This is a genomic window from Streptomyces sp. NPDC050287 (assembly GCF_044459385.1).
Lineage (GTDB): Bacteria > Actinomycetota > Actinomycetes > Streptomycetales > Streptomycetaceae > Streptomyces.
The window spans coordinates 185,036-199,318 of the sequence record NZ_JBITIY010000010.1 but is presented as its reverse complement, the minus strand read 5'-3'; the positions used below and the strand labels follow the sequence as shown (position 1 = coordinate 199,318).

The following is a 14,283-nucleotide window of genomic DNA, read 5'->3' as shown; positions in this document are numbered from 1 at the left end:
AGCGGCCGGCGGTGCGCGGGTCAGCGGCGGCCATGCCCGCCTGAACCGTCGTCGCCGTTCAGCCCGTTGGCGTCGATACGGCTGGTGCCCTGCTCGATCCCCTCGATGTTGCGGTCGCGGGTGTCCTTCATCATCCGGACCTGGCTGAGCGTGGCGTCGGTGATCTCCACCAGCGCGTCCCGGATGGACATCATGGTGTCCTTGGTGGTCTGCCGCTCCTTCTGCTCCTGCGGCTTGGCCTTCTCGGCGAACTCGCCCTCGGTGCCGGGCCAGTTGACCGTGGGGGCCAGCTCGTCGAAGAACTCCTCGGTCATACTTTTGGTCAGGGCGCCGATCTCCTCCAGCTGCCCCGCCAGGGCCTCGATGCGGCGCGGGTCCACGTAGTAGCGCTGTCCCACGGTCAGTCCTCCCCGTCCTCGCCGAGCGCGTCCCGCCAGGCAGGTGTCTCCTGGCCGCCGCGTGCCGTGTCCTCGTCGTCCTCGCGCAGCACCTCCGGGCCGAAGATCCGCTCCCAGTCGACCTCGAAGCCCTTCAGCTCCGGCACGTTGCTGCTGGGCTCCGTGAAGGGAGCCATCGCCTTCATCACGTGGCGGTTCATCTTCAGGCGCGCCGCGCTCGCCGCCTCCAGGACGCTGGCGGCCAGCTCCTGGGGGGACATGTCGCGGTACTTGTTCTCCAGGAACTCGATCCCGGTCAGCTCACCCTGCGGGCCCGCGGTCGCCCGGACCGCGCGGTCGGAGGACAGCACCGCGAACGACGCCTGCCGCAGCTCGCGTTCGGTGCGCGCGACCGCCTCCTGGGCTGCCTGGAGTTCGGCCATCGCCTTCTCCAGGCGCTTCTCCAGTGGTTCCGTCACGCCGTCCGTCCCTTCTCCGTCGTGCTCCGTGTGCGTATGGATGTCCGGTCCGTACGTCTGGCCGGTACGTCCGGATGTCCGGCCCGTACGTCCCGACCTGATCTCCGGTCCGTCAACTGCCCTGTCGATCTTGCCTGGTGAGGTCCCGGCTGTGGAAACCGGGGCCGGTCGGGGCTCGTCTCCTCGCGGTGGTCACCGCCCGGGGACGGCCGCACGATGGTCACCGCCCGATGACCGCCGGGGTGCCGCCCTCGTCGGTGCCCCATACGTCCGCGTCCTCCTCCAGGTAGTCGGCGGAACTGGTGGGCCTGCGGCCCGGCTCCGGCTCCGGCTCCGCCTCGGGAGAGTCGCCGCCGGTGGTCGCCACCCGGGAGGCCGGGGCCAGGAAGGTGTCGCTGTCCTCCTGGCGGTTCCACGGGCTGCGCCGGCGGCGGTTGCGGCGTTCGCTCTCCTCCGCCGCGTCGACCAGGACGGCCCGTACCCGCTCGCCGTTGCCCTTCTCTCCGCCCGCGCCCATGCCGCCCATGCCGCCGCCCATCGGCATGCCCGGGCTGCCGGGCGTACCGGGCATGCCGGGGGCTCCGGCCGCGGCGGCGGGACTGAGCGGGGTGCCCGCGCTGCTCGCGGCACCGTCGGAGAGCGGGGCGGCGCCGACCGCGCCGAAGCCGTCCGCGGAGAAGGAACCCGCCCCGGACGACAGCCCGCCGCCGGAGGCCGCGGTGCTCACATTGCCGCCACCGAGGCCCAGGTCGGAGAACGGCACGTCCCGGGAGGTGGTCCCACCACCGTCACCGCCGCCACCAACAGTGCCGAGATCGTCGAGGATGTCCGAACTGTCGAAGTTACCGGGCGAGTTGAGGTCGTGCAGGTCCACCGTCCGGGTGTTGCCCTGCGGGTCGGTGATGGTGGCGATGCCGGTGTCCGGGTCGATGACCTGGGTGCTGCCGTCGGGGAACCCGTTGGTCAGCCGGCCGTTGTCCAGGAAGGTGGTGGAGCCGTCCGGGTTGGTCACCCTCGCCCCGTGGGTGAGGTCGGTGACCGTGGTGGAGCCGTCCGGACGGGTGGTGGTGAGCAGCCCGTTGTCCGGGTCGAAGGTGGCCTCGCTGCCGTCCGCGAACTTGGTGGTGAAGTCGTCGCCGTCGAGCGTGGTGTGTCCGCCGGTCGGGGTCTCCAGGCCTGGCTGGTCGCTGTTGAGGTTGCCGAAATCGCCCAGGTCACCGGTCGACTGGGTGGGCAGGTCGGAGTTGATGTCACCCAGGTCGCCGAGGTCCCCGAAGCCGTTCTGGCCGTTCTGGCCATTGAGGTTGCCCAGGTCGCCGAGGTTATCGGTGGTGGTGGTGCCGTCCGGGTTGGTCGTCGTCGCCCGGCCGGTCGTGGGGTCGACGGTCTGGGTGGTGCCGTCGGGGAAGCTGGTCGTCAGCTTGCCGTCACCGCCGAGAGAGGTGACCGAGCCATCCGGATTGGTCACCTTGGCGCCGTCGCCCAGGTTCTGCGTGGTGACCGAACCGTCCGGGTGGGTGGTGGTGAGCACCCCGCTGTCCGGGTCGAAGGAGCTGCTGCTGCCGTCCGGGAAGTCGGTGGTGAGCTTGCCGTCGGTGAGCTGGGCGGTACCGCCGGTCGGGGTCTTGAGGGAACCTCCGGTGCCGTTGTTCACGCCGCCCAGGTTGCCGAGGCTCTGGGTGATCGCGTCGTTGGCCGCGGCGTTGTTCGTATCGCCCGGGCCGTTGGCCGGACCGCTGTTGAGGGTGCGCAGGGCGCTCAGGTTCGGGGCGACCGGGGCCGGGTTGGACGTGAACCACTGCTGGTCGTCGCCGCCCGGGTTGTTCACGTCGCCGAGGTTGCCCAGGCTCTCGGTGACCGGGTTGTTCGGATTGCCGGTGTTGCCGGTGTTGCCGAGGCTCTCGGTGACCGGGTTGTTCTGGTTCAGCAACTCGTCGAGGCTGCCGAGGTTCTGCTCCTTGAGCGCGTTGGGATCGTTGAGGCCGCCGAGGCTCTCCTCCAGGGCCTTGCCCTGCTCCTCGGCCTGGCGCTTGGCCTCCTCCTGCTCGCGCCGCTGCTCCTCCCGCAGCTCGTCCTGGTACTTCTTGTCCTCCTCGCGCTGCTTGTCCTGCTCCTTCTTCAGCTCGTCGGCCTCGCGCTTGTCCTCCTCGCGCTGCCTGTTCTGTTCGTTGCGCAGCTCCTCCTGGTACTTCTTGTCCTCCTCGCGCTGCTTCTCCTGCTCCTTCCTCAGCTCCTCCTGGTACTTCTTGTCCTCCTCCCGCTGCCTGTTCTGCTCGTTGCGCAGCTCCTCCTGGTACTTGCGGTCCTCCTCGCGCTGCCGCTCCTGCTCCGCCCGCAGCTCGTCCTGGTACCTGCGGTTCTCCTCGTTCTGCTTGTTGATCTCGTTCTTCTCGTCCTCCAGCTTCTTCTTCTCGTAGTCGTCGGCGGCCGTGGTGGTCGACTTCGGCTCGGGCACGTTCTCCGAGAAGTCCTTGCCGAGGTCGAGGAAGTGGTTGTTCAGGTTCGACTGCACCGTGGCGGCGGGCTTGCCCAGGTACTCGTCGACGCCCTGGCTCCAGATCTTGGCCGCCTTGTCGCCGACCTTCGCCCAGTTCGCGATGTCGGTGAGGTCGCCGTACTCCGGGTGCTCCTGGAGGAAGCCGGCCTGGGGCTCGTGGTAGGTGGAGCTGCTGTACCGGGAGTACGAGACCTTGATGTCCGTCTTGGCGACGTTGTTCGCGTCCACCCACTGGGCGAGGTCGTCCAGGACGTAGCGCAGCACCTGGTGCGGGTCGTAGTACGGGGACTTGGCCCAGTCCAGCCACGCCTTCAGCAGGGCGTTGGCGGCGTCCACCAGGTACGAGCGGCCCAGTGACAGTGCGCGGGAGTAGACCGTGCCGCCGGTGCCGGTCTGGCCGCCGGTGCCGGCCGTGGAGTTGAAGGTCTCGACGTAGTTGTCGTAGTTCTCGCGGATCTTCTTCAGCAGGCTGCGGAAGACCTCCGCCGCCTCGCCCTTCCAGCTCGCGTCGTCCCGGCCGAAGCGGTCCTCCCAGTCCTTCAGCACCACCGCGTGGTCCTTGAAGAACTTGGCCGCGTAGTCGAAGGAATCCCCGGTGGTGTTGAAGGAGTTCAGGTCCACCACGTCGGCCCCGGGCACTCCCAGGTTGCTGAACCGGGCGTCCTGGGTGCTGCCCCCCAGCAGGGCCAGGAGCGCCGCCCGCGGCCCGTTCATGTACCGGGCGAGCGCGACGGTGCTCATCTTGTCCTTGTTGTAGTCCGTGAACTCGTTGCCCTCACGGACCTGGGCGTCGTTGACGTTGTCGGAGCCGGGGCTGGCGAAGATGATCTCGTCTCCGGCCTTCACACGGCCCTCGAAGACGATCCGCGCCTGCTTGATCTTGGTCTTCTTGCCCTTGTCGAAGAACCAGATGTCGTAGTCCTCGCCGTTGTTCGTCATGAAGCCGGAGTCCTTGACGAGCAGGCTGAGGCTGCGCTCCTTGATGTCCATCCGGAAGAGCTTGCCGCCGTGGTCGGAGCGGAGGGTGTCGAAGACGGTGTTGCGGTCCGGCACCGGGTAGCCGGTGATGTGGGTGACCAGAGTGGCCCAGGTATCGGTCGACGGGTCGCCGGCTTTGGCGAACTTGTCCAGGTTCTCGTCGGAGTTGGGATCGTACCGATCGGCCACCGGGCGCCCTTTCTGGTCAGTGCTTGTCATTCATGCCGATGCACGGCGTCGTCACGCCGGTGTGCAGCCGGGTGTTCCTCCCGCGGGCGCACCGGGCGGCCGTGGCCCGGCCGGCACGCGCGAGACGGGCTCAGGTGTTGTCGTTGTTCTCCTCGCCGCCGCCCGCGGTGAAGGCGTCGACCTCCTCGAAGGTCTGCAGCAGCGTCTGCGCGTCGATCGCGTCGAGGTTCTTGTCCTTGGTCTTGTTGGCTTCGTCGATGGTCTCGGTGAGCGCCTCCTTCAACTCCTTGAAGAGGTCCATCTGCTCACCGAGCAGCTTGTCGATCGCCGTGGCCGCGGTGCGGATGTCCTCGATCAGCTTCGGTCCCGACACCAGCGGGTCGGTGACCATCTTGCCGATACGCAGGAGCTGCTTGTCCTGGGCGAGGTTCTGCGGGGTGGTGTGCCCGTCGATGAGCTGGCCGAGCGGGCGGATGGTGGACCCGTCGCCCTCCTCTCGGTGCTTCTTCGCGGCGGTGTACACCGGCTGCACCTCGTTGTCCCGGAAGTTCTCCATCTGCTTGAGGTCAAAATGCTTGACGTCGGCCTTCTCACCGGCCATGGGACGTCCTCCTGGCGCTTGGTACCGGACGGGGATACGAGGGCGGGCAGGGCCCGGCCGGCCCGCGCCCCGCGCGCGGGCGGCCGGACCGGTGGGACGGAGCCGGACGCGGACGGCCGGACCGGTGGGCATGAACCGGGCACGGACGGCCGGGCCAGTGGGCCGGATCCGGGCGCGCGGGCACGAGCCGGATCGGCGACCAGGGCCTGTCGTGTGGGTCAGGCCGGGCCAACGGGTCTAGCGGGCCCGGACGTTGCCCCAGTTGTCGGCGCTCTTGCGCTCGTCGCGGGAGTGGTTGTCGTGGATGCTCTGGATCAGCTCGCCGCTGTCGCCGAGCAGGTTGGCCATGTTCTTGGTGGCCTGGTCCCACTCCGCCTGGACCTGGATGTACATCTCCTGGTCCGAACCCTCCCAGGTGCTGACGAGCGGCTTCAGCTCGTCCTCCAGGTTGTTGAGGGTCGTGATGATCTGCTGGGTCTGGTTCTTCAGTTCCTCGATGGCGTTCTGGACCACGGGGTACTGCACGTCGATGATGCCGTCAGCCATGACGTCTCCTCTCGGGTGGCCGGGCGTCGGAGCCCGGAAAGCTCATGGGGTCCCGCCTCGCCGGCCAGCGCCGGCGCCGGAAGGGGGGCGGGTCAGAGCAGTGCTTCGAAGACGCCCTGGGTGGTCTTGCTGTTGAGGACCTCGGTCAGGTCCTGGTTCTCCTTCGCCAGGCGGTTGGCGGAGGTCACGTTCTCCTGGAGCGCGTCGATCATCTTGCTGATCTGTACGACGACCTTCTGCGCCTCGCCGTTCCAGCTGCGGAAGAGCTTCAGCAGGGCCTGGCCCTCGTCGCCGCCGACGCCGGAACGCGCGGCGATCTCGGCGACGTTGTTCTGGATTTTCTCGACCTGGCTCCGGGCCGACTCCAGGGACGAGACGCCCCCCAAGCCCTTGGCATAATCCGCTTTCCGTGCGGCACTGTCCGCCATGTCGCGCTCCCTTCGTTCGAGCAACTCTCGTCGCAACGTTGCTCGCTGAGGCTAAAGAGAACCACGTGTTCCGCGCAACGCGTGCAGGGAAGATTTGAGCATCGGTCAGTTCGCCAAATGTCTTATGTACCACGTGAGTTGTCCGCTTGTTTCACCGGGGTGAACGCCCCCCTCACCGACGAGGGAAGCGGGCACGTGAACTACCCGCCCGCTGACGCTACATGGACGGGAAACGGGCGGGAAACGGGCGCGCGCGGAAGGGAAACGGTCATCGCACTGGCCGGTTTCCGTCCATTGCCCGTGCCGCCTGGCTGGATTCCGCGGGATCCCGGAACCGCCGTAATTCCTGAGCTTTTTCTGAGGTTTCCCCTCCGCGCCCTCCGCACCACTCCGCATCCCGGCGCACCCCCACGCCGAGTTCGGCCGGTATTTTCCCCGCCCTCGCCCTTTCTTTTTCATTGGGTGCTTTACGTGTTTCTTGTCCGGCTCAGCGCGCGGTGCCCGCCGTGCCCGCTGCACCCGCTGTGTCGGCCTTGTCCGTCTTGCCGTCCGCGTCCGCGCCGAGCTTCTCCGCCCGCTCGACGGCCCCGCACCGCGGGGCTGTGATCTTGGCCTCAGCGGCGCCCGAGGCGGCGGCCGGGTCCAGGTCCGCGCCGGTCGGGAAGGCCGCGAGCAGCGGCGCCGGGACCGAGCCGATGTCCCCGGCCTCGTACCCGAGAGCGTCCAGCGCCTTCTGGGAGGAGACCCGGTACTTCACGCCGTTGTCCGCCACCAGATAGGTGGTCCCCGCGTGCGCGGCACCGCTCGCGTGCAGGGCCCGGACCAGGGCGCCGTGCCCTGGCCGTACCACCGAGGCGTCCGGCGGGGTGCAGGCCGGCTCCAGCGGCTGGGCGGTGCCCTCCGGCACCGCGACCGGGGCGAGCCGGGTCAGCGGGGCCAGCACCGAGCTGATCCGGGCGCCGCCGTCACCGCCGTCCACCTTCGCGCACAGCGCGGTGCCGCGCGGCGCGGACCGCGGGACCGGCGGCGCGTCCGGCAGCTCCGCGGACCCGGCCGAGCCGGCGTTCTTCGCCCGGTGCTCGCGCAGCGCGTCCGCGCCGAGCGTGCGCGCCTCGGGCGATCCTCCCTGGTAGGCGTCCCTCTGGGTGGCCGGATCGCCCAGCACCAGGGCGGCGCCGAGCCGGGTCAGCGGCACCAGGCCGTCCTTGCGCAGCAGGTGGTACGTGCTGCCGCCACCGGGCACGCTGATCCTGAACAGCTGGCCGATCCGGCTGGCCTCGCCGCCGAGGTCGGGGCCCTGCTCGCCGCGCCCGGGCACCGCGGGTGGGCGCAGGGCGGGGCCGGGCGCCAGCGCGTCCAGGAAGGCCGCGGAGACCGGCATCGAACGCTCGGAGCCGTAGCCGAGCGCGTTGCGGGCGTCGGAGGCGCGGTCCAGGGGCAGCCTGCTGCCCCGCCACACCAGGTACTCGGTGCCGTCCGGGCCGCGCACCAGCACCCCCTGGTCGCCGCCGATCCCGCGGGAGTCCAGCGACGTCCCGGCGACCACGGTGGTGGCGCCCGGCTTGTTCACCCCGGTGCCCGCCACGGCACCGGAGGTGCTGGGCAGCGCTCCCTCCGGCCCGGTGACGCACATGTGCCAGGCGCCGTCGTCCAGTTGGCCGGGCTCGGGCACCGCGTCCGGGGCGCCGGGGATGCCGACCGGGGCGCCCACCGGGGTGTCCCGGAGCGAGGCGGTGCCCACGTCCTTGGTCGTCAGGTCGGAGCCGCCGATCAGCCGCGCCGAGGCGTAGTTGCGCACCGGATGCAGCACGCCGTCGGTGCCGGTCCACAGGTAGCGGGCGCCGGTCTCGCGGTTGACCACCAGGTGTTCACCGTCACGCCAGCCGTCGTTGCCACCGGGGCGCAGCAGCCCGTACACGGTGCTGCCCGCGCCGATCAGCACGGTGACCAGCACGCCGAAGACCACGCCGCGGGTGGTGCGCCCGAGCGGGCTCTCCGGAGCGTCCGGGTCGGCCATCAGCAGGCCCGAGCTGAGCCTGCCCATCATGAAGCTGTGGGCGTGCACCTGGTCGCGTTTGGACTGCACAGCCTCTCCTCAACTCGTTCTCGATGACCCGGTGTACGGGCGTTGGGTGCAGGACCCCGTGTACGGGTGTACGGGTATACGGGTGTACGGGCGCAGTAGGGCGCCGCCCTGCTGTGGCTGGCCGGGCCCGCTCACACCCCGCCCACGGGCACCCGCATACGGGCGTACAGGCGCAGGAGCCCGCATACGGACGTACGGTGAACTCAGCCGAACAGCCCGCGCAGCCAGCCGAAGAGGCCCGCCAGCCACAGGCTGAGCGGCAGCAGCGCGACCGCGAAGCCGGTGTGTGCCAGCTCCGCCGCGCGGCCCCAGTACGGCAGCACCCGGCGGCCGGGCACCGTCCAGGCGGCGATCACGAGACCGGCCGCGGCGGCGAGCAGGACCGCGAAGACCACCGGGCGCCCGTCGGCGTCGCTGTGCACCGCCCAGGCGCGGGCGAGCAGCAGCAGCCCCCAGACCCCGGGCACCGCGAGGGTCAGCCGCTGCCCGATGTGCACCAGGCCGCGGGAGTGCAGGAGCAGCAGCAGGCTCAGCACGAGGGCGGTCACCACCCCGGGCAGGTCCGGACGCTCGGCGAGGACGACCAGGGCGGCCGCGGCGACGGTCCCGGTGGCGGCGAAGAGCGCGGTGACCCAGCGCCCTGCCAGCTCGGTGCGCTCGGCGACCTCGCTGCCCGCGTAGGGCTCGATGCCTTCCTGGAGCTGGCTGGCGGAGGACGGCAGCGCGGGCATCCGCATCCCGGCCAGCTTGAAGGCGAACGGCGCCACCGCCCCGGCGCCGAGCGCGACCACCGTCGCCACCAGCGCCACCGCGGCCGGCACGTCCAGGCCGCTGTAGCCCATCAGGGCCCCGGCGATCGCGGTGGCCACCGAGACCACCGCGGTGGCCAGGAGGGCCGGGGCGCCGACCGCGGTGGCGGCGAGCGCGAGGACCGCGCCGCCCGCGCCCGCGGCGCCCGCCGCGAGCAGCCGCGCGCCCGCGACCCGTGCCGCGTCCGGGCCGGTCAGGTCGCCGCCGGGCAGCACCCAGCCGGCCAGCGCCAGGCAGGGCGCGACCAGCAGGCCGAGCGCGGTCGCGGAGAGCCGGTCGCCGACCGCGCGGCTGGCCGAGGCCGCGCCGGCGAGCAGCAGCACCCCGGCCACGGCCGAGCAGGCCACCCGGGCGGAGGCGGGCACTCCGGGCCAGAACACCAGCACCAGGGCGGTCACCACGGTCGCCACCACGGTGCCCACCAGCAGCCCTCGGGCCGCGCCGGCGTGCCAGGTGTGCAGTCGCCGGCCCGCGGTGTCGGCTATCCCGTCCACCAGGTCGTCGAGCCGGGCCTCGGGCAGCGCCTCGGTGTGCGGACGCAGGTAGAGCACGTCGCCGTCGGCGAGCCCGGCGCGGGCGAGGGTGGTCTCCTCGTCGAGGGGGGCGTCGCCGAGGCGCTGGAGCACCCAGCCGGCGTGGTCGAGTCCGGCCTCCTCGGCCTCCTCGCCGACGTAGCGCAGCAGTGTGGGCAAGAGGTCGGCGACCGGCACGTCGGCGGGCACGGCCAGATCGACGGAGACGCTCGGCGCGCGTACGGTCAGGCGGCACAGTTCGGCCACCGCGCTGTCGGTCATCAGCTGAACTCTCGGCTTCCGTAGAGGCTTTGGTGGGGGGCTTCCCCGTAAAACGGGGGAACGTGCGAAGAGTACGGAAGGCGCGGTGCCGCCAGAAACCCGGGGGCAGGGCAAGGGAATTAGGTCCGCGTGCCCGGCGACCACCGCTCCCGCGTGGACAGTTGGCGTTCCGTGAATGCAGACTACTGCCGACACCCGCCGGATTGTGCCGCGGACCCGGACACCTGCCCGGTCCGGAGCCGACAGGTACGGGAGTTGCCCGACCGTGCGGTCATGCCCGCGGCTTTCGCCCGGATTTCACAGTTGTCCGGGAATCGCAGGAAACAGTACGGTGCGGCACTTTCCCGGTACCGGCCGCGGCGGTATTCGGTGCGGGCCGGAAAGACCAGTGAACCCGGAGGTTCTGTTCCTTGAGTGTGGTGCTGTTTCGCCGGCCGGCCCGCAGGCCAGGACCGGAGATGCCCGAAGGGCAATTGACCCTCCAGGAGCCGCCGGTCCTCGCCGAGACCGTTCCGGACACCTCGGCGATATGGACCTATCTGCCGATGGCGCTGATGTCGGTGTCGATGATGCTGATGTTCCTGCGCCCCGGCGGCGGGAACGGCGTCTTCATGTATCTGGCGATGGGCGTCATGGCGCTCTCCGCCGGTGCCATGCTGCTGGGGCAGCTGATGCGCCGCTCCAGCGAGCGCAAGCAGCGCCTGAAGGGTGAACGCCGCGACTACCTCCGCTACCTGGCGCAGACCCGCAAGCGGGTCCGGGCCACCATCGTGGAGCAGCAGCGGGCGCTCGCCTGGCGCCACCCGGAGCCCGCCTCGCTCCGCTCGCTGGCCCGCACCTCACGGCTCTGGGAACGCCGCCCGGCCGACGAGGACTTCGGCGAGATCCGGCTCGCGGTCGGCGAGCAGCAGCTGGCGCTGACCCTGCAACCGGTCTCCACCCGCCCGGTGGAGGACCTCGAACCGCTCACCGCGCACGCCCTGCGCCGCTTCATCCGCGCCTACTCCACCATCCCCGAGCAGCCCCTCGGCCTCTACCTGCGCTCCTCGGCACGGGTTCTGCTGCGCCCCGAGGGGACTGACGGCGAGGAGTCGGCCGAGCCGGGCGTCCCGCCGTACGAGGAGAGCGGCGCCCCGGCGTCCGGCCCGGGCGCCGACGCCGTACGCGCCCTCGTGCGCGCCGCGCTCGGCCAGCTCGCGGTGTTCCACGCGCCGGAGGAGCTGTGGCTCGCCGTCTGTGTCAGTGACGAGCGGCGGCCCGACTGGGAGTGGGTCAAGTGGCTGCCGCACGCGCTGCATCCGCACGAGGAGGACGGCGCCGGTCAGGTCCGCCGGATCACCGCCGACCTCGCCGAGCTGGACGACCTGCTGGGCGCCGAGTTCGCCGAGCGCCCCGGCTTCGACCCGGATGCCCGTCCCGGCCGTGACGAGCCCTACACGGTCGTCGTCCTGGACGGCGTCACCGTCCCCGAGGGCCACCGCTGGGAGGGCCACGGCTACCGCAACGCGGTGGTCCTCGACGTCTCCGGGGCGCTGCGCTGGCGGCCCGGCCGCAACACGCTGCGGCTGACCGTCGGACCGGACCGGGTGAGCCTGGTACGCACCGACCGCAGCCGCAAGGAGCGCTCCGTGCCGCTCGGCCGCCCGGACCGGCTCGGCCCGCTCGGCGCCGAGTCGCTGGCCCGGCTGCTCACGTCGCGCCGGATCAGCCTGGGCACCGACATCGCGCAGCCGCTGGAGACCGACGTCGAGCTGACCACCCTGCTCGGCATCCCCGACCTGCACCGGCACGACCCGCGCACCCTGTTCGAGCGGCACACCGGCTCCGGCCGGCTGCGGGTGCCGGTCGCGGTCGGCGTGGACGGGCGTCCGGTGGAACTCGACATCAAGGAGTCCGCACAGGGAGGCATGGGCCCGCACGGCATGCTGATCGGGGCCACCGGCTCCGGCAAGAGCGAACTCCTGCGCACCCTCGTCCTGGGCCTCGCCCTGACCAACTCCTCCGAGACCCTCAACTTCGTCCTGGTCGACTTCAAGGGCGGCGCCACCTTCCTGGGCCTTGAGGAACTCCCGCACACCTCCGCCGTCATCACCAACCTCGCCGACGAAGTCGCCCTGGTGGAACGCATGCAGGACGCCCTGCACGGCGAACTGATGCGCCGCCAGGAGCTGTTGCGCTCCGCCGGCAACTACACCTCCGCCCTGGAGTACGAGCGGGCCCGTGCCGCGGGGGCCGGCCTCACCCCGCTGCCCAGCCTGTTCGTGGTGGTCGACGAGTTCAGCGAACTGCTTTCCGCGCACCGGGAGTTCATGGATCTGTTCGTGATGATCGGCCGCCTCGGCCGCTCCCTCGGGGTGCATCTGCTGCTCGCCTCGCAGCGCCTGGACGAGGGCCGCATGCACCAGCTGGAGAGCCACCTCTCGTACCGCATCGGTCTGCGTACCTTCTCCGCCATGGAGAGCCGCGGCGTGCTCGGCGTACCGGACGCCTACCAGCTTCCGGCCCAGCCCGGCAACGGCTATCTGAAGTCGGGCGTGGAGGCCCTGACCCGGTTCCGTGCCGCCTACTCCTCCGGCGGCTACCGGCGCCGCACCGGAGCGGTGGTCCAGGCCCGCGTGGCCAGCCAGGTGGTGCCGTGGACCAGCGGCTGGGTGGTGCCGCGCACGCTGGAGGCCGCGCCCGAACCGGAGCCGAAGGCGGAGGAGAGCGGCGACGAGGAGACACTGCTCGACGTGGCCCTCGACCGGCTGCGCGACTCCGGTCCCGCCGCCCACCAGGTGTGGCTGCCCCCGCTGGACGAACCCTCCCCGCTGGACGCCCTGCTGCCCGGCATCGCCCCGGACCCCGAGCGCGGCCTGACCGCCGCCGGCTGGCCCGGCACCGGCAAGCTGCGGGTCCCGGTCGGCCTGGTCGACAAGCCCTTCGAGCAGCGCCGTGACCCGCTGATCGTGGACCTGTCCGGGGCCGGCGGCCACGTCGCCGTCGCGGGCGGTTCGCAGAGCGGCAAGTCCACCCTCGCCCGCACCCTGATCGCCGCCCTCGCCCTCACCCACACCCCCGCCGAGATCCAGTTCTACTGCCTCGACTTCGGCGGCGGCGGCCTCTCGCAGTTCGCCGCGCTGCCGCACGTCGGCGGCGTCGCGGCGCGGCTCAACCCGGAGCGGGTGCACCGCGCGGTCGCCGAGGTGATGACGCTGCTCGCCCGGCGCGAGCAGTTCTTCGTGGACCACACCATCGACTCCATGCAGTCCTACCGCCGCCGCCGGGCCGCCGGGGAGTTCCCCGACGAGCCCTTCGGCGACGTGTTCATGGTGGTCGACGGCTGGTCCACGGTCCGCCAGGACTACGACGACCTGATCCCGAAGTTCAACGAACTCGCCGCCCGCGGCCTCAACTACGGCATCCACCTGATCGTCACCACCACCCGCTGGGTGGAGTTGTCCGCCCAGGTCCGCGACCAGGCCGCCACCCGCCTCGAACTGCGGATGGGCGACCCGATGGACTCCGAGATCGACACCCGCAAGGCCCGCTCGGTGCCGCGCAGCGGCGGCCGTGGCATCACCGCCGACAGCAAGATGCACTTCCTCGCCGGCCTGCCCCGCCTCGACGGCAGCGGCTCCCTCGACGACCTCGGCGACGGCGTCGCCCACCTGGTCACCGAGGTGTCCCGGCACTGGTCCGGCGCACCCGCCCCGCAGGTCCGGATGCTGCCGCACCGCCTTCCGCTCGCCGAACTCCCCGCGCCCGAGGCCACCGAGGGCGGCGGCATGCGCCTCGCGCTCGGCATCGACCAGGACGCCCTGGAACCGGTCTGGCACGACTTCAGCCGCACCCCGCACCTGATCGTGGTCGGCGACACCGAGAGCGGCAAAACCAACCTGCTGCGCCGCGTCACCGCGGGCATCACGGACCGCTACGCCCCCACCGAGGCGAAGATCATCGTGGTCGACTACCGGCGCACCCTGGTGGACACCATCCCCGAGGAGTACCGCATCGGGCACGTGATCTCCCTGGACAACCTCAAGGAGACCATCGAGGGCGCGGCCCGCGCGATGAAGACCCGGGTCCCCGGCGCCGACATCGCGCCCGGCCGTATGCGCCAGTGCGACTGGTGGACCGGCCCGCGCCTGTTCATCCTGGTCGACGACTACGACATGGTCTCCAGCAACTCCTTCCAGAGCCCCTTCGAGCCCCTCTTCGAACACCTGACACTCGGCTTCGAGATGGGCCTCCACCTGGTCGTCGCCCGCAGTGCCATGGGCGCGGGCCGCGGCCTGAGCGACGGCCTCCTGCGCCGCCTCGACGAGGCGAACAACCCCGCCGTCCTGCTGTCCTGCCCGCCCACCGAGGGCCGCCTCTTCGGCAACGCCAAGCCCCGCAACCTCCCGCCCGGCCGGGCTCTCCACATCGCCCGCCGCCGGGAGCGGTTGATGCAGACGGCACTGGTGGAGGAGAGCGCGGGGCAGGGGGACTGACAGAAGGCACGCAGAGGAAGCAG

General features: G+C 71.3%; 9 protein-coding genes. 1 reads left to right on the top strand and 8 read right to left on the bottom strand.

Going from position 1 to position 14,283, the window contains the following annotated elements; genetic code table 11:
- Positions 1–20: 20 nt before the first annotated feature.
- The 8 genes from ACIBK3_RS32100 to eccD form a co-directional block, all read right to left on the bottom strand.
- Positions 21–398: a hypothetical protein gene (locus ACIBK3_RS32100; RefSeq protein WP_399370920.1), complete on the bottom strand. Its 378-nt coding sequence runs from the start codon at positions 396–398 to the stop codon at positions 21–23.
- Between the two features lie 2 nt (positions 399–400).
- Positions 401–856 carry a YbaB/EbfC family nucleoid-associated protein gene (locus tag ACIBK3_RS32095; RefSeq protein WP_399370919.1) on the bottom strand — a complete coding sequence of 152 codons (456 nt, stop codon included), beginning with the start codon at positions 854–856 and terminating at the stop codon, positions 401–403.
- Positions 857–1,076: 220 nt separating this feature from the next.
- Positions 1,077–4,520, bottom strand: a complete 3,444-nt coding sequence (locus ACIBK3_RS32090; RefSeq protein WP_399370917.1) for an AAWKG family protein — start codon at positions 4,518–4,520, stop codon at positions 1,077–1,079.
- Positions 4,521–4,650: 130 nt separating this feature from the next.
- Complete coding sequence (locus tag ACIBK3_RS32085) at positions 4,651–5,121, bottom strand: type VII secretion system-associated protein (protein ID WP_399370916.1); 471 nt, start codon at positions 5,119–5,121, stop codon at positions 4,651–4,653.
- A 237-nt stretch (positions 5,122–5,358) separates the two neighbouring features.
- Positions 5,359–5,667 carry a WXG100 family type VII secretion target gene (locus ACIBK3_RS32080; protein WP_399370915.1) on the bottom strand — a complete coding sequence of 103 codons (309 nt, stop codon included), beginning with the start codon at positions 5,665–5,667 and terminating at the stop codon, positions 5,359–5,361.
- Positions 5,668–5,759: 92 nt separating this feature from the next.
- Positions 5,760–6,095, bottom strand: a complete 336-nt coding sequence (locus tag ACIBK3_RS32075) for a hypothetical protein (protein WP_030677051.1) — start codon at positions 6,093–6,095, stop codon at positions 5,760–5,762.
- Positions 6,096–6,582: 487 nt separating this feature from the next.
- Entirely contained in the window at positions 6,583–8,181 is a 1,599-nt protein-coding gene (gene eccB, locus ACIBK3_RS32070; RefSeq protein ID WP_399370914.1) for a type VII secretion protein EccB, read from the bottom strand.
- A gap of 203 nt (positions 8,182–8,384) precedes the next feature.
- Positions 8,385–9,785 carry a type VII secretion integral membrane protein EccD gene (gene eccD, locus ACIBK3_RS32065; RefSeq protein WP_399370913.1) on the bottom strand — a complete coding sequence of 467 codons (1,401 nt, stop codon included), beginning with the start codon at positions 9,783–9,785 and terminating at the stop codon, positions 8,385–8,387.
- Between the two features lie 458 nt (positions 9,786–10,243).
- On the opposite strand from eccD, the gene eccCa reads away from it, so the two are divergent.
- On the top strand, positions 10,244–14,260 hold the full coding sequence (eccCa, locus tag ACIBK3_RS32060; RefSeq protein ID WP_399370912.1) for a type VII secretion protein EccCa: 4,017 nt from the start codon (positions 10,244–10,246) through the stop codon (positions 14,258–14,260).
- Positions 14,261–14,283 lie beyond the last annotated feature (23 nt).

Excerpts from the sequence above, each read along its gene's own strand:
- ACIBK3_RS32085 (WP_399370916.1), bottom strand. The coding sequence starts at position 5,121 with ATGGCCGGTGAGAAGGCCGACGTCAAGCATTTTGACCTCAAGCAGATG.
- ACIBK3_RS32080 (WP_399370915.1), bottom strand. The coding sequence starts at position 5,667 with ATGGCTGACGGCATCATCGACGTGCAGTACCCCGTGGTCCAGAACGCC.
- ACIBK3_RS32075 (WP_030677051.1), bottom strand. The coding sequence starts at position 6,095 with ATGGCGGACAGTGCCGCACGGAAAGCGGATTATGCCAAGGGCTTGGGG.
- eccD (WP_399370913.1), bottom strand. The coding sequence starts at position 9,785 with ATGACCGACAGCGCGGTGGCCGAACTGTGCCGCCTGACCGTACGCGCG.
- eccCa (WP_399370912.1), top strand. The coding sequence starts at position 10,244 with ATGCCCGAAGGGCAATTGACCCTCCAGGAGCCGCCGGTCCTCGCCGAG.